16 protein-coding genes are annotated in these 18553 nt (G+C 68.6%); 9 read left to right on the top strand and 7 right to left on the bottom strand.

The genetic code is table 11. The annotated features are described in order from the left end of the window. Window positions 1-35 precede the first annotated feature (35 nt). The 7 genes from ABZ319_RS20790 to ABZ319_RS20760 all read right to left on the bottom strand — a co-directional run bounded on the left by ABZ319_RS20790 (window position 36) and on the right by ABZ319_RS20760 (window position 7372). Window positions 36-461, bottom strand: a complete 426-nt coding sequence (locus ABZ319_RS20790) for an ester cyclase (protein WP_354988086.1) — start codon at window positions 459-461, stop codon at window positions 36-38. Between the two features lie 48 nt (window positions 462-509). Further along, window positions 510-1277, bottom strand: a complete 768-nt coding sequence (locus ABZ319_RS20785) for an SDR family oxidoreductase (RefSeq protein ID WP_354988085.1) — start codon at window positions 1275-1277, stop codon at window positions 510-512. Beyond that, entirely contained in the window at window positions 1274-3100 is a 1827-nt protein-coding gene (locus ABZ319_RS20780; protein ID WP_354988084.1) for an ABC transporter ATP-binding protein, read from the bottom strand. The genes ABZ319_RS20785 and ABZ319_RS20780 overlap by 4 nt, the downstream gene beginning before the upstream one ends. After that, window positions 3097-3957: an ABC transporter permease gene (locus ABZ319_RS20775; protein ID WP_354988083.1), complete on the bottom strand. Its 861-nt coding sequence runs from the start codon at window positions 3955-3957 to the stop codon at window positions 3097-3099. Before ABZ319_RS20775 ends, ABZ319_RS20780 begins: the two co-directional genes overlap by 4 nt. An 82-nt stretch (window positions 3958-4039) precedes the next feature. Then, a complete protein-coding gene (locus tag ABZ319_RS20770; protein WP_354988089.1) occupies window positions 4040-5020 on the bottom strand; it encodes an ABC transporter permease in 981 nt (326 codons plus the stop codon). 5 nt (window positions 5021-5025) lie between these two features. Next, window positions 5026-6708, bottom strand: coding sequence for an ABC transporter substrate-binding protein (locus tag ABZ319_RS20765; protein WP_354988082.1), 1683 nt, complete (start codon window positions 6706-6708; stop codon window positions 5026-5028). Window positions 6709-6877: 169 nt separating this feature from the next. Then, on the bottom strand, window positions 6878-7372 hold the full coding sequence (locus ABZ319_RS20760) for a cupin domain-containing protein (protein WP_354988081.1): 495 nt from the start codon (window positions 7370-7372) through the stop codon (window positions 6878-6880). A 145-nt stretch (window positions 7373-7517) separates the two neighbouring features. Between ABZ319_RS20760 and ABZ319_RS20755 the strand changes: the two genes are divergently transcribed. From ABZ319_RS20755 to ABZ319_RS20715, 9 genes are all read left to right on the top strand, one after another. Next, window positions 7518-8861, top strand: coding sequence for an FAD-linked oxidase C-terminal domain-containing protein (locus ABZ319_RS20755; RefSeq protein ID WP_354988080.1), 1344 nt, complete (start codon window positions 7518-7520; stop codon window positions 8859-8861). Between the two features lie 238 nt (window positions 8862-9099). Then, a complete protein-coding gene (locus ABZ319_RS20750) occupies window positions 9100-10287 on the top strand; it encodes an LLM class flavin-dependent oxidoreductase (protein WP_354988079.1) in 1188 nt (395 codons plus the stop codon). Continuing rightward, entirely contained in the window at window positions 10284-11456 is a 1173-nt protein-coding gene (locus tag ABZ319_RS20745) for an acyl-CoA dehydrogenase family protein (RefSeq protein ID WP_354988078.1), read from the top strand. The genes ABZ319_RS20750 and ABZ319_RS20745 overlap by 4 nt, the downstream gene beginning before the upstream one ends. 73 nt (window positions 11457-11529) lie before the next feature. Beyond that, window positions 11530-13221 carry an ABC transporter substrate-binding protein gene (locus ABZ319_RS20740; protein ID WP_354988077.1) on the top strand — a complete coding sequence of 564 codons (1692 nt, stop codon included), beginning with the start codon at window positions 11530-11532 and terminating at the stop codon, window positions 13219-13221. After that, window positions 13218-14174 (top strand): ABC transporter permease, encoded by a 957-nt coding sequence (locus tag ABZ319_RS20735; RefSeq protein WP_354988076.1) that lies wholly within the window; start codon window positions 13218-13220, stop codon window positions 14172-14174. Before ABZ319_RS20740 ends, ABZ319_RS20735 begins: the two co-directional genes overlap by 4 nt. Before the next feature lies 1 nt (window position 14175). Continuing rightward, window positions 14176-15072 carry an ABC transporter permease gene (locus ABZ319_RS20730; RefSeq protein ID WP_354988075.1) on the top strand — a complete coding sequence of 299 codons (897 nt, stop codon included), beginning with the start codon at window positions 14176-14178 and terminating at the stop codon, window positions 15070-15072. Beyond that, on the top strand, window positions 15069-16748 hold the full coding sequence (locus ABZ319_RS20725) for an ABC transporter ATP-binding protein (protein WP_354988074.1): 1680 nt from the start codon (window positions 15069-15071) through the stop codon (window positions 16746-16748). Before ABZ319_RS20730 ends, ABZ319_RS20725 begins: the two co-directional genes overlap by 4 nt. After that, window positions 16745-17482, top strand: a complete 738-nt coding sequence (locus ABZ319_RS20720) for a DUF1684 domain-containing protein (protein ID WP_354988073.1) — start codon at window positions 16745-16747, stop codon at window positions 17480-17482. The genes ABZ319_RS20725 and ABZ319_RS20720 overlap by 4 nt, the downstream gene beginning before the upstream one ends. Then, window positions 17479-18516 (top strand): 2-dehydropantoate 2-reductase N-terminal domain-containing protein, encoded by a 1038-nt coding sequence (locus ABZ319_RS20715; protein ID WP_354988072.1) that lies wholly within the window; start codon window positions 17479-17481, stop codon window positions 18514-18516. The genes ABZ319_RS20720 and ABZ319_RS20715 overlap by 4 nt, the downstream gene beginning before the upstream one ends. Window positions 18517-18553: the final 37 nt, after the last annotated feature.

Below are 18553 nucleotides of genomic sequence, written 5' to 3'. Positions count from 1 at the left end.
ACGGAAATTCGTGCCGGGCTTCGCTGTTCCCGAACTCAGCGGGCGAGCTGGGCGATGATGCCGTACCGATCCGGCAGCACCCCGTATTCGACGATGCGGCCGTCGCGGAAGCGGATGGTGCTGATGCTGACCCCGGTGAACCGGCGGCCCGCGCCCCGGTCCGGCACACCGAAGATCTCACCGCGCTGAATGCCGTCGATGGTCCAGTACACGACCACCCGGTCATCCTCGGCGATCAGATCGTCGACCGTGGCGGTGACGCCTTCGACGTTTTCACGCAGCCAGGTGATGTGCTCGACGAATCCGGACCGGCCCTTGATGTTCCCGGCCGGGACCGCGGTGTCGCGCCCGTCGTCGGCGATGATCTCGTCGAGCACCTCGAGCTTGCCCTGCGATACCACTTCGTCGTAGAACCGCCGGGCCGCGGCCTTGTTGGCCTCGATGGCAGAGATCGTGGTCATCCTGTGCTCCTTCGTGCGGTTGTCGAACTATCGGGAATCGAAAGGGGGTCAGAAGCCCTGCCCGGGCAACGGCAGGATGCCGAGGTTGGCATCGAGCCCGCCGTCCACGACGAGGGTGGTACCGGTGATATAGGCCGCCGCGGGCGAAGCCAGGAACCAGATGGCCTCGGCCTGCTCGACCGGTTCGGCAAAGCGGCCCAGTGGAATCCGCCGTTCGATGGCGGCCAGCAGTGTCGGATCCTGATGCACGTTGGCGGTGATGCCGGTGCGGGTCAGTCCCGGCGCGAGTGCGTTGATCCGCACCCCCTGTGCGGCGTAGTCGATCGCGAACGCGCGCACCAGGTTGATCAGCGCGCCCTTGGACGCGTTGTAGGCCCAGTTGCCCGGATCACCGCGCAGGCCCGCCACCGAGGCGGTGAAGATCGCCGACCCGCCGCTCACGCGCAGCGCCGGAATCGCCGCTCGCAGACCGTGAATCGGCCCGCGCAGATTGACTCCGAAGATGCGGTCGGCGGCATCGACCGCCCCCGGTGTCTCGAGCGGGGGAGTGCCACCGGTCCCGGCATTGAGGACCACGGTGTCGATGCGGCCGAACCGGTCCAGGGCGATGCGCACCGCCGCCACGTTCACCGCTTCGGTGGAGACGTCACCGCTCAGGGTCACCGGATTCCCGGACAGCCCGGCCAGTCCGCGCTCGTCCACGTCCACGGCGACCACCCGGTATCCGCGCTCGGCGAACAGTTCCGCGGTGGCGCGGCCGATACCGGACGCGGCGCCGGTGACGATCGCGACCCGCGGGTCATCGGTCGATGTCATGCGATTCCTTTCGAGAGTGAATGTTCGGGCGTCGAGAGTGCGAGTTCAGGTGCTGCGGCCGGGACCGGTGGTCGCGGGACGGCCGCGAGCAGTTGCCGGGTATAGGCGTGCTGCGGATGTGCGAAAACCGCTGCCGTATCACCTATCTCGACGATGCGGCCGTCCTGGACGATGGCGACCCGCCGGCAGAGCCTGCGCACCACCGCCAGATCGTGGGAGATGAGCAGCAGCGCGGCTCCGCTGTCGCGCCGGACCCGGTCGAACAGGTCCAGAATCTGGGCCTGGATGGTGATGTCGAGTGCGGAGACCGGCTCATCGGCCACGATCAGATCCGGTGCGGCCGCCAGGGCCCGCGCGATGGCCACCCGCTGGCGCTGCCCGCCGGACAGCCGTGCGGGGCGGGCATCGCGCAGTGTGTGCGCGAGCCCGACGTCGGTGAGCAGTTCGTCGACGCGTTCGGAGCGCGCGGCCCGTGACCAGGTCCGCGGCAGTGCCTCGCCGATGATCGTCGCGACCGCGTGCCGGGGATCGAAGGCGCTCACGGGATCCTGGTCTATGAGCTGGATCCGATGCCGGTGCGGCCGCCGTTCGCGCTCACGCAGCCGCGACCAGGGCGCGCCGTCGAGCAGCACCTCCCCGCTGTCGGGTGCCAGATGCGCGAGCGCCAACCGGGCCAATGTGCTTTTGCCCGAACCGGATTCGCCGACCACGCCCAAGGCTTCCCCGGGACGCAGCGTGAACGAGGCCGGTTCCAGACCCACGGCGCGGCCGCCGCCGGGCAGGCGATAGAGCTTGGCCGCCGCTCGGAACTCCAGTAGTGGCACGGCATCCACCGCCGCGGCCGGTTCGGGCGGCGCGGTCGCCACTTCGACCGGGGCCGTGGCCAGGCCCGGGCGCAGACAACGCACCGAGCGCCCATCGGCCAGTGGGACGGGTTCGGGCAGGCCGGTACGGCAGTCATCGCCGGCGAGGGGGCATCGCGGCGCGAACGGGCATCCGGTCTCGGCCGGTTCGGCCCAGCGCGGCGCGGTCGAGACCAGCGTGGGCCCGTCCAGTCGCGGTGCGGCGGAAAGCAGTTCGGCGGTATACGGATGGGCGGGCGCACCCAGCACCACCTCGGCCGGACCCTGCTCGACGACTACCCCGGCGTACATGACCGCGACCGTGTCCGCCGACTCGGCGACCACCGCCAGATCGTGGCTGATCAGCAGTATCGCGGTCCCGGCCGCCCGCAGCTCCGACAGCAGAGCCAGAATCTGCTGCTGCACCACGACATCCAGCGCGGTGGTGGGTTCGTCCGCGATCAGCAGCTCCGGCCCGGCCGCCAGCGCCGAGGCGATCAGCGCTCGCTGGCGCAAGCCCCCGGACAGCTCGTGCGGATACTGCCGCCAGCGTCGCTCCGGATCGCCGATGCCGGCGCGCCGCAGCAGCCCGAAGACCGCGTCGTCGAGGTCGTCGGCGGTGGCGAGCCGGTGGATCTCGAGCGGCTCGGCGACCTCGTAGCCGATCCGGCGCAGTGGATCCAGGGAGGTCAGCGCGTCCTGGAGCACGAAACCCACACGGCGGCCCCGGATTCGCCGCCAGCGCGCGCTGTTCGCGCCGCGCAGGTCGTCCGTGCCGAGGGTCAGTTCGCGGGCACGCACCCGCGCATCGGCTCCCGCCAGCCCGACCAGGGCCCGCGCGGTCACGCTCTTACCGGACCCGGATTCGCCGACCAGGGCCACACACCGGCCCCGCTCGACCTCCAGATCGACCGACCGCACCGCGACCGTGCGGCCGAAGGCCACCGACAGATCCCGTACCGACAACAGCGGTTCGCTCATCGAGTGACTCCGTCCACGCGTTCGCGCAGGGCGCGACCGGCCACACTGATCGACATCACGGTGAGGGTGATCGCCAGCCCGGGGAACAGCGCCAGGGTCCACGCGGCCGACAGATAGTTCCGGGACTGCGCGAGCATCGTGCCCCATTCCGGGACCGCGGTGTCGGGCCCCAGCCCGAGGAAACTCAGCGACGAGCCGATGATGATCGCGGTTCCGATGTTGATCACCACCAGCACACTGAGCGGTAGCAGCACATTGGGCACGATGTGGCGCCAGGTAACCCGCCACGGCGCGATGCCCAGGTCCAGTGCCGCACGCACATAGGCCAATCGGCGTACCTCATGGGTGCGGATCCGGACCAGTCGGGCGAAACCGGGTGTCAGCGCGATGGTGATGGCCAGCACCACGTTGCCGGTTCCCGGACCCAGCACCGCCACCACCAGCAGCGCCATCAGAATGGTCGGAAACGCCAGCAGCACATCGGCGAGCCGCATCCCGACCTGATCGGCGACCGGGCCGCCCAGCGCCGAGCCCAGTCCCCACAGCGTGCCCACGACGGTCGCGAGCAGCGTCGACCCGACCCCGACGAGCAGCGAGGCGCGCGCGCCGTACACCACGCGCGCGTACTCGTCGCGGCCCAGCCAGTCGGTGCCGAAAAGGTTTGTGCCGTTCGGTGATTGCAGGGCGATGCCGGGATCGATCGACTCCGGCGAGCCGGCCAGCAGTTGCGGTGCGATGACCGCGACAGCGGCCAGCGCCAGCACCGTCGCGGCGACCAGCCGACCGGGTCGCGGCAGGGAATGCCGGTCCCGCAGGCGAATCAGCGTCGCCCGCCCTGCTGCCACGGCCGTAGTCATCGGGTCACCTCGCGAAGTCGGGGGCCGGTCGTGTGGAAGCGCTGGGCCGGCGCGGCCGATGTCATCTCCGAGGCCGGTGCGGTCATCGCGCCACCTCCCGAATGCGGGGATCCACCAGCCGGTACAGCTGGTCGAGTGCTATCGAGATCAGCGCGAACGCCGCGGCGGTGAGCACCACCGTGCCGGTCACCACCGGATAGTCGCGGCCGCGAACCGCGCTCACCAGCAATTGGCCCAGGCCCCGGCGCGCGAAGACGGTTTCCACCACGACCACACCGCCGAGCAGGTTGCCCAGCATCCAGCCCGAGAGGGTCAGCACCGGGGCGGCCGCATGCCGCAGCGCGTGCCGGACCCGCACCCGGAACTCGCTCGCTCCGCGCGCCCGCACGGTGACCGCGAACGGCTGCTCCAGCGCGTGCTCGAGCCCGTCCCGGGTGACCTGTGACAGCACCCCGGCCACGGCCACGGCGAGGGTGAGCCACGGCAGTACCAGCCCGCGCAGGCCGGTCTCCCCGACCACCGGGAACACCTGCCAATGAAACGAGAACAGCGCCAGCAGCACGAAACCCACCCAGTAGGTGGGCATGGACAGCGCGGTGAACTCGACCGCGCGGGCCGCCGACCGTGCGCGGGGTCGCTGTGCGGTGAACACCGCGACGGCGACCGATATCGCCAGGCCGAGCACCAGCCCGCCGATCGCGAGTTCGACCGTGGGCCACAGCTGTTCGGCGATGAGCGCGCGCACCGGTCGATGCTGCTGGTAGGAGGTGCCGAGATCGCCGTGGGCCAGGCGGCCGAGGAACCGGGCGTACTGCACATGGATCGGCGAGTCCAGCCCGTATTCGGCCCGGATCTGCGCCAGCACCTGCGGCGAGCTGGTCGCCGCCACTCCGCCCGCGATGGCACGCGCCGGGTCACCTGGAATAGCTTGCAGCCCAGCGAAAGTCAGCGTGGCCGCCGCCCAGATCACGAGCACCGCGAGAGCGAGGCGGCCGAGCAGCCACCGCAGCGGCTCGGGTAGCCGCCGCAGGGGTGCCGGCGGCCACCTCAGGATCGCGGGCATTCGGCTCACGCCGACAGCCAGGCGTCATAGAACCGTGGATAGGTCTGTGCGTCGAAGGTCAGATCGCGCACCGACTTCGCGTATCCAGTCAGGCTGACCGGGGTGTAGATCGGAATGATGTACGCCTGCTTCAGCACCTCGTGCTGAACCGAGGAGTAGTTCCCGGCGGCCTGCTTCGGATCGGTGGTGGCTGCGGCGCCGGTCACCCAGGAGTCGAGCTGCGGTGAATTGACCAGCGCCACATTGCCGCCCGCCTTGGCGTAGGTGTTGGCGGAGAAGAACGCGAAGCGCAGCACATCGGGGGTGGGCCGGGCGAAGCTGACATCCACCAGGTCGTAACCGCCGCCGATCAGATACTTCTCGATGTAGGTGCCGGTGTCGACGGTGGGCCGCTGGATATCGATACCCACCGCGCGGGCCTGTGCCCGGATTCCATCGGCCACCACGTCACGCTGCTCACGGGTGCCGTCGGGCCAGTAGGGCCACACCAGTGACAGCCGCACGCCGTCCTTGACCCGGAAACCTTCGGAATCGGTGTTGTTCCAACCAGCCTGATCGAGCAGCCGCTTGGCATTGTCGGGGTCATAGCGGGTGAGGTCGTCGCGGGCCGAGGCGTCGTATCCGGCGGTCACCTTGCTGATCGCGTTGTCCGCCACCGGAAAGTGCCCGAAGTAGATGTTCTTCACCAGCTTGGCCACATCCACCGACGCCGTGAGCGCCCGGCGCACCACCGGATCGGCGAGCGGCCCGCGCGACTGGTTGAGGTACACGTTGTAATTCAGGCCGGGCGTCTCATCCGAATGCAGCGTGAAGTTGTCTCGCTTGGCCAGATCGTCCGCGGAGACCGCCGGCACCCCGCCGATGGCCTGCACCTGACCGCTGGTCAGCGCGCCGTACCGGGTGGCGTCCTCAGCGATGAACTGGAACACCAGTTTGCCCAGGTGCGCCGCGCCGGAATGCGCGCTGCCCGGGGCCGGCCAGCGGTAGGCGTCGAATCGGGTCAGCGTCTCGGCCTTGCCCTGCTCCCAGCTCTCGAAGGCGAAGGGCCCGGTGCCCACCGGCCGGTAGGTCGGATCGGCGAGTGCCTTGGGACTCTGGATGCCCAGACTCGGGGTGGACAGCGCTTGGAGGAACGGCGTGAAGGGTTGCTTCAGCACGACTTCCGCCGTGAGCGGATCGATGACCCGGGTCTCCTGATAGGCGCTGATCAATGACGCCGCGTACGCGGACTTAGTCTTCGGATCGACGATGTGATCCAGGCTGGCCCGCACCGCGTCCGCGGTGAACGGTGTGCCGTCGTGGAAGGTCACTCCCTCGCGCAGCGCGAACCGGTAGGTCCGCCCGTCCGGCGAGATCGTCCACGAATCGGCCAGCCATCCACCGAAGGAATCCGGACCGGTCTGGGCCACCAGCGAATCGAAGATATTGCGATTGACCAGGCTGGTGACCGCGGTCGCCGCGACCGCGGGATCGAGCGAGACCTGGGTACCCGCGACCGCGTACACCAGCGTGCCGTCCTTGGTGATCGCCCCGGCGTCCTCGGCATCGCTGTTCGACAGTCCGGCGAACACACCCGCCGCGAGTGCCACCGCGGCCGCGACTCCCGCGGCGATCCAGATGTTGCGCCGCCGCCGCGAACGGATTCGGGGGCGTGTGGCCGGACGATCGGCCTCTTCGTGAGTAGACATTTCACCCGTTCGTAGAAGTGTGATTTCGGCCGGAACCGACACCCCGCCGACCGATGAAAACTCAACCCGCCGAACGTATTCGGGTCAATCATTTGCGATCACGTGAATTCAATTCGTACGATCGAATTCGGTTATCGACAGTGATCGGAATTTTCGATCGGACCGCGGATCACGGGTGCGGATGAATCGGGTCCACCCAGTGCACGGTTTCGGGCGCTTCGACCGGCTCGATATCGAGATTCACCACCACCGCTTCGCTGTCGCTGCGGACCAGGACACACTCCAGCGGTTCGTCGGTGCTGGCGTTGATCTCCTGATGCGGGACATACGGCGGGACGAAGATGAAGTCGCCCGGTTCGGCCTCGGCGACGAATTCGAGCTGATTTCCCCAGCGCATGCGCGCGCGCCCGCGCACGACGTAGATGACACTCTCCAGCGCACCGTGGTGATGCGCACCGGTTTTCGCGTCCGGGTGGATCGTGACGGTGCCCGCCCAGATGCGCTGCGCACCCACGCGCGCGGCATTGATCGCCGCGGCGCGGTCCATGCCCGGAGTCTGCGCGGTGTTGGGATCGAGCTCCCCGGATTTGACGACCCGGACCCCGTGTTCGCGCCATTCGTTCGCTGCGGCATCCGAATTCTGTTGCTGCCCCGGTGTTGTCATGTTCTGCCTTCGCTCTCGGACGGGATGGTGATCGGCGATCGTACGCCCGCCCGCGCACGATGCGCAGACGTTGGGATTGCCCTGATTCCAAGGCTTCACCGTGCCCGAGGGGTCGGGTTTGCTCGCCCTCGGAGAGGAGTACGTGATGACCCTCGATCTACCGTCGTTTTCCGGAACCGTGCTGAGCGGGCAGCAGGTCCCCGATACCTATCGCGTCGACAGATCCGGCTACGAGCCGCCGGGATCGCCGGAGTTGGTGGTGGTCGCCGCGGATGTCGACGATGTGCGCCGCGCGGTGACCTTCGCGGCCGAGCGGGGGCTGTCGGTGGTGGTCCGGGGCGGTGGCAGCGGATTGGCCGGTGGCGCGAGCGCGGGGGCGGGCTCGCTGGTCCTCGACGTCAGCGGACTGCGCCGAATTCTCGAGATCTCGCCGGTCGATGAGCTGGCGGTGGTGCAGGCCGGGGTCAGCGCGGCCACGCTCGACGCGGCGGCCGCGAAGCACGGTCTGCGGTATGCGCCCGACCCGGCGAGCGTTGCCATCTCCACCATCGGGGGCAATATCGCCACGAACGCCGGCGGACTTCGGTGTGTCAAGTACGGCGTGACCCGTGAGGCGGTGCTGGGACTCGGTGTCGTGCTCGCCGACGGCACCCTCGTGCACACCGGGCGTCGCACTGCCAAAGGCGTTGCGGGACTGGATCTCACGAGCCTGTTCACCGGCTCGGAGGGCACCCTGGGGGTCATTGTCGAGGCGGTGGTGCGGTTGCACCCCGCTCCGATCGATACCGTCACCATCGCCGCGTATTTCGACGACGTCGAGCAGGCGGCGGCCGCCGCGACGGAAGTGCTCGCCGCGCGAGTGCGGCCCGCCATGCTGGAGTTGCTCGACGCGGCATCGCTGCGCGAGGCGCAAGACCTGCTCGGTGTGCGCGGGCAGGCGGCGGGCTCGTTCCTCGTGGCGCAGACCGACGGATTCGGTGCCCGCGCGGAAGCCGATCTGATAGTGGATGTGTTGCGGCGGTACACCTCTCGAATCGACGTGGGCGGTGATCGCGAGGCCGCGGACGAACTCCTGGCGATCCGCCGCGCGGCACTGCCCGCCTTGGAACGGCACGGCCGCGCGCTCATCGAGGACATCGCCGTGCCCCGCTCACGGATCGCCGAGGCGGTGCGCCGCATCACCGCGATCGCCGCCGAACACGACAGCCGGATCTATACGTTCGGCCATGCCGGGGACGGAAATCTGCACCCGATAATCGTGATACCCGACAACGATCCCGCGGCTCGCGTCCGGGCCGAGTCGGCCGCGGCGGAAATCTTCGCCGCGGCCCTGGAATTGGGCGGCACCATCACCGGTGAGCACGGTGTGGGCGTGCTCAAACGACAGTGGCTCGAACGGGAGCAGGGAGCGGATTCCCTGCGGGTACAGCACGCCATCCGGCGAGCGCTGGATCCGGCGGGAATATTCAACCCGGGCAAAGCCTACTGATCACGCCTGACAACCAGGTCAGCGGGTTGTGTGACGGCTCGACAGGTGATGTCGGAATAGTCGATACGGCATTTCGGAAACCCTTTCGATCTACCGGATCCGAATGCGTGCAACGTATTTCGACTATCGGTGATGATCGGCTATCCGAATCGAAATACCTGAAGAGAACCCTGGTTTCCGCGGGTGCGGTCTCCCTAGCATGACGATTTATCGATAATTGTTCGCCGAGAGGAATCCCATGACTGCCGATGCGGACTCGAACGCGGTACCGGGCACCGCGGCGACGGAGGTGGAGTTCATCAGCCTCACCCACGCCAACGCCTCGACCGAACTGGAGCCGATACCTACCCGGGGGATCGATCTGCCGTTCGTGCGGCGCTACGTGCGGGCTCTGGAAGACGGCGGATTCGACGCCACGCTACTGCCGTACGGCTCCGCCGGCGCGGACTCGTTCGTGCTCGCCTCCGCGGTGGGACAGCTCAGCGCGCGGCTCAAGCCCATCGTCGCGGTCCGGCCGAACACGGTGTTCCCCACGGTCGCCGCACAGCAACTGGCGACCCTGGATCAGCTGACCGAGGGCCGCGCGGTGGTGCACGTGATCTCCGGGGGCAACGACGCCGAACAGGCTCGGCAGGGCGACTACTCGACCAAGGACGAAAGGTACGCGCGCACCGGTGAATTCATCGATGTCCTGCGGCGTTCGTGGACCGAGACGGCGCCCTTCTCGTATGCGGGTACGCACTATCGATTCGACGATTTCGGGCCGGGTTTCCCGCCCTACGCCACCTCGATTCCGATTTCGATCGGCGGACAGTCCGATGCCGCGTTCGACATCGGCGGCGCCAAGGCCGACATCTTCTCGTTCTGGGGAGAACCACTGGCGGACATCGCATCCCAGATCGCGCGGGTGCACGCCATAGCCGCCGCGGCCGGGCGGGCCGACCGCCCGCGCATCTGGGTGACCTTCCGCCCCATCATCGACCGCACCGACGAGCTGGCATGGGCCAAGGCACACGACTACGCCGACCGCATCGCCCGTACCTTCGAACGCGGCGCGTACCGCACGGTGAGTGGATCCGAACCACAGAATGTCGGCTCCCGGCGGGCACTGGAATTCGCTCGGCGCCAAGAGATCTACGATCGCGCGCTGTGGACCAGGACCGCGGCGGTCACCAATGCCGCGGGTGCGTCCACGGCCCTGGTCGGCAGCCCGGAGACGGTGGCCGCCGCCATCCTGGACTACATCGACCTCGGTGCGAACCTGGTCTCCATCCGCGGGTACGACACCCTCAACGATGTCATCGATTACGGGCGCTACATCCTGCCGCTGGTCCGGCAGGAACTCGAACATCGTAGGCGAACCGGTACGCGCGGCACCCTGCAGGCCGATCATCCGGGCGCGCTGGCCACGGCGGGCCGCTCGTGACCGCCACCACCGGTCCGTTGCTGACCGTCCCCGATACCTCACCGGCCGCGCTGGCCGCTCTCACGGCGGAAATCGCCTCCACGGCAGCGAAATACGATCGCAGCGGTGATATTCCCGAGGCCGGCTTGCGCGCCGTGCAACGCGGCGGGTACCTCACCGCGACGGTGTCCGCACGCTACGGCGGACCCGAGCTCGATCACAGCGAGGTGGCGCGACTGCTGATCGCGATCGGCGAGGGCGACCCGTCGGTTGCCTTGATCGTCGCGAACACACTGGCGGCTCACCTCGCGCAGACCGCGGCCGGGAACTGGCCGGAAGATCTCTACCGTGAATTGGTGCGTCGCGCGGCCGGACAGCCGGTCCTGATCAACGCGATCCGCGCCGAACCCGAATTGGGTGCGCCCGCACGTGGCGGCCTGCCCGCCACCCTCGCCCGCCGCACCGCCGACGGCTGGGTTCTCAATGGGCACAAGACTTTCGCGACCGGCGGCACCGCGCTGTCCTACCACCTCGTGTGGGTGGTGACCGACGAAACTCCGGTCCGGGTGGGACATCTGATCGTCCCCGCCGACGCCGACGGCATCACCTGGCGCCACACCTGGGATCACCTGGGCCTGCGCGCCTCCAATACCCATGACGTCAGCTACGCCGATGTCGCAGTGCCCTACCGGAACTTCTCGGAGATCCCGTTCCAGAACGGCGTCTACCGGGACCCAGCGGCTGCCGCCGGCCCGGCCTCCCTCGGACACGCGGCGCTGTACGTCGGTGTGGCGCGCGCGGCCCGCGCGGCCTTCGCCGACTACGCCCGCGATCGTGTACCGACCGCACTCGGCAAGCCGATCGCCGACACCGAACGCATCCAATGGGTGGCCGGTGAGATAGAAGCCCAGATCGTGCAGGCCGAGACCCTGCTGTTCGGCGCCCTGCACCGCCTCGCGGCCGGGGAAAGCGAGGTGGCGCAGCGATTATCGGTGGTCAAGGTGCTCATCGCGCGATCGGTGATCGCTGCGGTGGAGACCGCGGTCGCGGCCCTCGGCAATGCCGCGCTGACCCGGCACAACCCGCTCGAACGCCATCTGCGCGACGCGCTCTGCGTGCGCGTGCATCCCCCGCAGGAGGACGCCGCCGTGCTCGGCGCCGGGCGTTCGGTGCTACGGCCGGACGCGTAATACGCCACCACCGCACCACCTGTCGACACTCCGGGCCGCGCGCCCCCAACCTACTTCGAGGAACAACCCAGCCATGACTATCACCACGCGGCTCGCGCGCAGTCCGCGCAAGGCCGGAAAGCTCGGTGCCGCAGCCTTTGCCGCGACACTGACCCTGCTCGTGAGCGCCTGCGGCGGCAGCGCCGACACCGCCGGTGGGCCCTCGGGCGAAGGGCAGGAACCGGTGCGGGGCGGCACCCTGAATCTGGCGTTCTTTCCGGACAATGTGGCCTTCGCCTGCATCGACCCGTTCCAGACCTATTGGATCGAACACCGTTCGCTGATCCGCAATTTCGCCGATTCGCTCACCGACCAGGACCCGGACACCGGGGCGATCGTGCCGTGGCTGGCGACCGCGTGGCAGATCAGCCCCGACGGGCTCGACTACACCTTCACCCTGCGCGAGGGGGTGACCTTCGCCGACGGCGCACCGCTGGACGCCGCCGCGGTGAAGACCAATTTCGACGGATTCATCGATCTCGCCCGCACCTCGAGCGGCACCGCCTTCGGCGCGAGCTACATCGTGGGACTCGAGTCGGCGCAGGTGATCGATCCCAAAACGATCAAATTCCACTTCGGTAGGCCGAATTCCTCCTTCCTGCAGGCGACCGCGACCACCAACCTGGCGCTGCTGTCGCCGGCCTCCTTCCAGAAGACACCGCAGCAGCGCTGCCTCGGCGATGTCGTGGGATCCGGACAGTTCACGCTCGACAACTACACCCCGAACCAAGGGGTCACCCTGAGTCGCCGGACCGGCTACCGGTGGCCGTCGCCGTTGAACAAGAACACCGGCGAGGCCTATCTGGACAAGGTGAAGGTCAGTTACGTCGCCGAAGACGGGGTTCGGACCGGCAACCTGGTCAGCGGACAGATCGACATCGCCTGGCCGCGCAATCCGTTCACCGTCGAGGATCGGGCCCTCATCGGCCGATCCGGTGCGTACCTGCGATCGCGTTCGCTCCCGGGCGTCTCCTACACGCTGTACCCGAACGTGTCCGAAGGTCGCCCGCTGGCCGACGACCAGATCCGGCAGGCGCTCTACCACGCCATCGATCTGAAGACCTTCGCCGCGACCACCTTCGGAGCGGACTACCCGGTCGTCGGCGGTCCCTTCGACAACACCACCCCGTATTACGCCAACCAGAGCGCCAAGCTCACCTATGACCCGGCGCAGGCCGGTCGCCTGCTGGACGCGGCGGGGTGGAAGTTCGCGCCCGGTGATCAATACCGTTCCAAGGACGGCAAGCGGCTCACCCTGGTCCAGCCGTTGAGCGCGGCCAGTGTCGGTGCGGAGTTGTTCCAGGATCAGCTGCGCCAGGTGGGAATCGAGCTCCAGCTGAAGTCCGTGACCGCGGCCGAGCGGCCCGCGGTCATCGCCAACGGCCAGTACGACCTCGTCGAGGGCTACTTCACCCGGGCGGATCCCGGTGCGCTGCAATTCATCCTCGTCGAAGTCCTGGCCAATTCGAAGGCGATGGCGCGCAACGCCCAGAAACCGGCCGCGGCGGCACAGATCTCGGATCTGTTCACCCGTGCGCTGCAGTCGACCGATCCCGCGGCGCGCGAGCGGATCTACCACGAACTCCAGGGGGCGCTGATCGACAACGGCATCACCTTCCCGGTGTCCGAACGCGTGCAGTTCGCCGGAATTCGCAATCAGGTCAACGGTTTCCGCTTCACCGCCGAGAGCTTCATCGACCTGCACGACGTCTGGATCCAGCCGTGATCGGCTATATCGCCGGGCGAGTGGTACAGGCGGCGGGCGTGCTCTGGGCGGCGTTCACACTCGCCTTCGCCGTGCTGTACCTGCTTCCCAGTGATCCGGTATCGATCCAGCTCAGTGCCGCCGGAATCGAAACCGATTCCCTCACAGCGGCACAGCTCGCGGCCGCCAAGGCGAAGTACGGGCTGGACCGCCCGATCCCGGACCAGTACTTCTCCGCGCTGACCGGTGCGCTGCACGGCGACTTCGGCACCTCGATCGCCAAACAGGCGCCGGTGAGCGAGCTGCTGGCCGAAAGACTCGGCGGCACCCTCACACTCAGCCTGATCGCCGGTGCGCTCGCGATCGTGCTGGGTGCGGGGATCGCCTACCTGGCCGCGTTCGTGCGGATCGCACCGTTGCGCGTGCTGCTGGATCGGGCCCCGGCGCTGGGTGTCGCGGTCCCGTCGTTCCTGGTGGGACTCGGGCTCATCCAGTACTTCTCGTTCGAGCTGGGCTGGCTGCCGTCCTCGGGCTCGGGCGGCTGGAAATACCTGGTGCTCCCGGTGATCACCATGGCGCTGCCGGGCGCGTCCCAGCTCGCGCAGGTGCTCGGGCGCAGCTTCGCCGACACCCTGCGCGAGCCGTACATTGTGACCGCTCGCGCCAAGGGCCTCTCGCGCGGGGCCGTGCAGTTTCGGCACGCCCTGCGCAACGCCGCCCTGCCCGCGCTCACCATCATCGGAGTCCTGGTGGGCCTCACCGTGACCAGCGCAATCGTGGTGGAAACCGTCTTCAATCGCAACGGTATCGGCCGGCTCGCCCAGGAATCGGTGCTCGCCAAGGATGTTCCGGTGGTGCAGGCGATCGTGGTGGTCGCGGCCGCCGGGTTCGTCTTGATCAACTTGATCGTCGACCTGCTCTATCCGCTGCTGGATCCGCGCATCGCCCACCCCGCGGCCGCCGAGGTGCGGTGACATGGTGCAAACGCTGACTGCCCCGGAGACGACCGCATTCGGCGACGGCCGGGAACTTCCCCCGCGTATGCGCGGCGCCCGTGGCCGTTCGCGGCTGCTGCGGCTCGCCCGCCGGCCGGGCTTCGTACTGGCGAGCGTGCTGGTCGCGTTCGTGATCGTCGCCGCCTTCGCGCCCACCCTGTTCACCGACTACGAGCCCTACGCCACCGCACCCGCCGAGCGATTGCGCGCGCCCAGCGGCGCCCACCTGTTCGGCACCGACGATGTCGGTCGCGATCTGTGGACCCGCACGCTCTACGGCGCCGACCTCACGGTCAAGGCGGCCCTGTTGGCGATTGCCATCGGGCTCGGCGCGGGACTCCTGCTGGGCGTGGTGTCCGGGTTTCTCGGTGGCGTACTCGACGCGTTGATCATGCGCGTGGTCGATGTGCAGCTCGCGATTCCGGGCCTGCTGCTGGCGCTGTCGATCGTCACCGCCCTGGGCTTCGGGACCATCCCGGTGGCCATCGCCGTCGGCGTCGGCACCATCCCCGGTTTCGCGCGCACCACCCGTGCCGAGGTGCTCCGGGTGAAGACGCTGCCCTATGTGGAAGCCGCGCGATCCGGTGGCGGATCCTGGCCGCGAGTGCTGATCCGGCACGTGCTGCCCAACTCCTGGGGTCCGGTACTGGCGCTGGCGGTGGTGGATTTCGGGGCGGCGATCATCGCGGTGGCGGCACTGAGCTTCCTCGGCTTCGGGGCGGCGCCACCGGAGGCCGAATGGGGGTCGCTCGTGGCCGCCGGACGGAACTTCCTGGTGACCGCGCCGTGGGTGTCGCTGCTGCCGGGCGCGTTGGTCGCGCTGACGGTGCTGGCGCTCAACCACATTGCGCAAACCATGCGTGAGGTGCGGCGGTGACCGCGCCGGAAGCCCGCACGCGGGCCGTCGCGCCGATCGTCGAAATCTCCGGCCTCTCGGCGGGCTACCTGACCGGCGGCAGCGTGGTGGGAGCCGTGGACGATGTCTCGTTGTCGGTGCGCCCGGGCGAAATCGTGGCGCTGGTCGGCGAGTCCGGCTCCGGAAAATCCACCACCGCGCACGCTGTGATCGGCCTGCTGCCCGATAACGCGCGGATCATCGGCGGCTCGATTCGGGTCGGGGGAGTCGAGATCGTCGGAGCCCGCGAGAAGACGGTCCGTTCCCTGCGCGGAGCAACGGTCGGACTGATTCCGCAGGACCCGATGGTCGGCCTCAATCCCACCCGGCAGATCGGAACCCAGGTCGCCGAGGCGGTACGACTGCGCGGAATACGCGGTCCCGCGGTGGATGTCGAAGTGCTCGGCATATTGCGCACCGCCGGACTCGACGACCCCGAGCACCATGTGCACCGCTATCCGCACGAGCTCTCCGGCGGACAGCGCCAGCGGGTACTGATCGCGATCGCCCTGGCCGGGCGACCCGATCTGATCATCGCCGACGAACCCACCAGCGCGCTGGACGTGACCGTACAGGCCCGCATCCTCGACCATCTCGAATCGCTGGTGCGCGACAGCGGTATCGCCCTGCTCATCATCACGCATGATCTCGCCGTGGCGGCGGACCGCGCCGACCGGGTGATCGTGATGCGACAGGGCCGGATCGTCGAATCCGGCACGCCCGCAAAGATTCTCGTCGCACCCGCGGACGCCTATACACGTCGGCTGATCGCCGCCGCGCCCGCGCTGGCGAACGGGGGAGTGCCGGCGCCGCACTTCCGGGAAACCGGGGCCGAAGGCCTTCCCGCCATTCTCGAGATCGACGCTGTATCCAAGCAATTCCGGGCCACCCGGCGCGGGCGCCGAGTGGTCGCGCTGGACGAGGTGTCGCTCCGCGTGCCCGCCGGTCGCACCCACGCGGTGGTCGGCGAGTCCGGTTCGGGGAAATCCACGCTGCTGCGTCTCGCGATGGGCCTCGAGCCGCCCACCTCCGGTGCGGTGCGCTTCGACGGCACCGATCTGGCGGGTCTGTCGTGGCGGCGGCAGCGCCCGCTCCGTCGGCGCTTCCAGCTGGTACAGCAGAACCCCTACGCCGCTCTTGATCCGCGATTCACGGTGCGCGACAGCGTTATCGAGCCACTGGTGTCCTACCGAATCGGCAGCCGCGCCGAACGCCGTGCCCGCGCCGGTGAACTCCTGGATGCGGTGGCGCTGCCGCGCACCGCGCTGAACCGGTTGCCCGATGAGTTGTCCGGCGGGCAGCGCCAGCGCGTCGCCATCGCACGGGCGCTGTCCCTGCGACCGGATCTCGTGCTGCTGGACGAGCCGGTCTCCGCGCTGGATGTCTCGGTGCAGGAGCAGATCCTCGAACTGCTTCTCGAACTGCAACGGCGATTCGGCCTGGCATACCTGTTCGTGTCGCACGACCTCTCGGTCATAGCGAAGATCGCGCACACCGTATCGGTGCTCGACCGGGGCAAGGTCGTCGAAGCGGGTTCGGTCGCAGACGTCTTCGGCGATCCGCGGGACATTCGCACCCAACGGCTGCTCGCCGCCATCCCCGGACGCCGGGCACTGTCCGGCCGGGAACCCTCCACTCTCGAAAGGGCCTCACAATGACCACGGCAACCGATACCTGGGTATCCCACTGGCAGCAGTGGCACATCGAGCGCGAGACGCTCGCTACCGCGGAACACGGTCTCGCCGCCGCGATCGGAACATATTGGCTCGGCGACACTCCGCTGCACATCGACGGCGTCCCGGGCGCGTGGGTCGCCGCGGACGGCCGCGCCATCGGCCACGGCACCGGTTTTCATCTCGAGCTCGCGCCCGGGGACCGAGTGCCCAGCGGAGACCTGTTGCTGCAACCCCTGATTCGCGCCGGCGAGGTCGCACTACGGGTATTCGACCCGCAAGCGCCCACCCGTGCCGACTTGGCGGGGATCGATGCCTTCGCCCCGGATCCTTCCTGGGTCTTCGACGGCGTCGCCGAAACCTTCGCCGCGCCACTGCGACTCGACCACATCGACGGATTCGTCAGCAGTAACGCCGGGGTTCGCCTGCGTATCGTTATCGACGGCCGAGAACTGGCGCTGTCGGGCGCGGCTGCCCCGAACGGCGACATCCAGCTCACCTTCGCGGACACCACCAACGGCACCGAGACCCAGCGCTTCCGATTCCTCACCGTCCCCGCACCCGATGGCGAGGGCCGGATCGTCGCGGACTTCAACCGCGCCCACCTGCCGCCCTGCACATTCTCCGACCACTACCTGTGCCCGCTGCCGCCACCGGAGAACCGCCTCGATTTCCCGGTGCGCGCCGGTGAGACCTTCCTGCGCCGGGTCCGCCGATGACCCGATATGTCATCGTCGGCGCGGGGGCGATCGGCGTCAGTCTGGCCGTGGAACTCGGCGATCGCGGACATGACGTGCTGCTCGTGGCACGCGGTGCGACGCTCGAACACCTTGTCACACAACCACTGTCGTACCACACCCACGCCGGGAGCCGGGAGGTTCGGCTCCGGGCCGTCGACCTGGCCGCGGACCTGGGACTGCGGATCGGCGACATCGTCGTGCTCGCGGTGAAGTCCCAGGATCTGCCGACGGTCGCTCCCGCCGTGGCATGGCGCGACGTGACCGACGAGCACGGCGATATCCGGGGCATTGCCGCGGAACTGATTCCGGTGGTGACCGTGCAGAACGGCCTGGACGCCGAACGCGCCGCCACCCGCTGGTTCGACACCGTACTGGGCGCGGTCTTCCTCATCTCGGCCCAGCACGGCCGCACCGGCGAAGTCCGCGTCGGCGGGCATCCCCACCTCGGCGGTATCATCGCCGGAATCTCGAGCACCCGCACCCCCGAATTCGCCGAGCAGGCTCTGAAAACCGTCGCCACGGACGTCACCGAAGCGAACTTCCTGATCACCCTGGCCTCCGACATCCGCTCCTACAAGGCAGCGAAGATCGTCCACAGTGTCCGTAACGGACTCGAAGTACTGGCCGGAGACCGCCGCACGAAAGACACGGTCGGGCTGGCTCTCAGCGCCGAGGCCCGCACGGTCCTCGCTGCCGCGGGCTTCACTCCCCGAGACCTCGCCGACCTCGTCCTCGACCCAGCCCAAACCCACTTCGACGAACAGTCCGGGGTAACCCCCGGCCGCCAATCCACCTGGCAGAGCTTCGCCCGGGCCACCCCCACCAACGAAGTCGACTACCTCAACGGTGAGATAGCCCTCCTGTCCCGCCTCCACGCGGTCCCCGCCCCCCTCAATACCCGCCTGCAGCAACTACTCTCCCGAGCCACCCACACCGGCGGCGGTCTCGACCTCCCGGGCCTGGAAACCCTCACCGAACTCCTCGCCACAGCGTCGTCGCAGCAGCAGCACTGACGCCACCCGATCTGCCCTCCCACCACCGGCGCCGGCA

It is taken from the genome of Nocardia sp. NPDC005978 (genome assembly GCF_040614455.1).
Classification (GTDB): domain Bacteria; phylum Actinomycetota; class Actinomycetes; order Mycobacteriales; family Mycobacteriaceae; genus Nocardia.
Note: the sequence above shows the minus strand (reverse complement) of the source record. Positions and strands in the feature narration are given on the sequence as shown.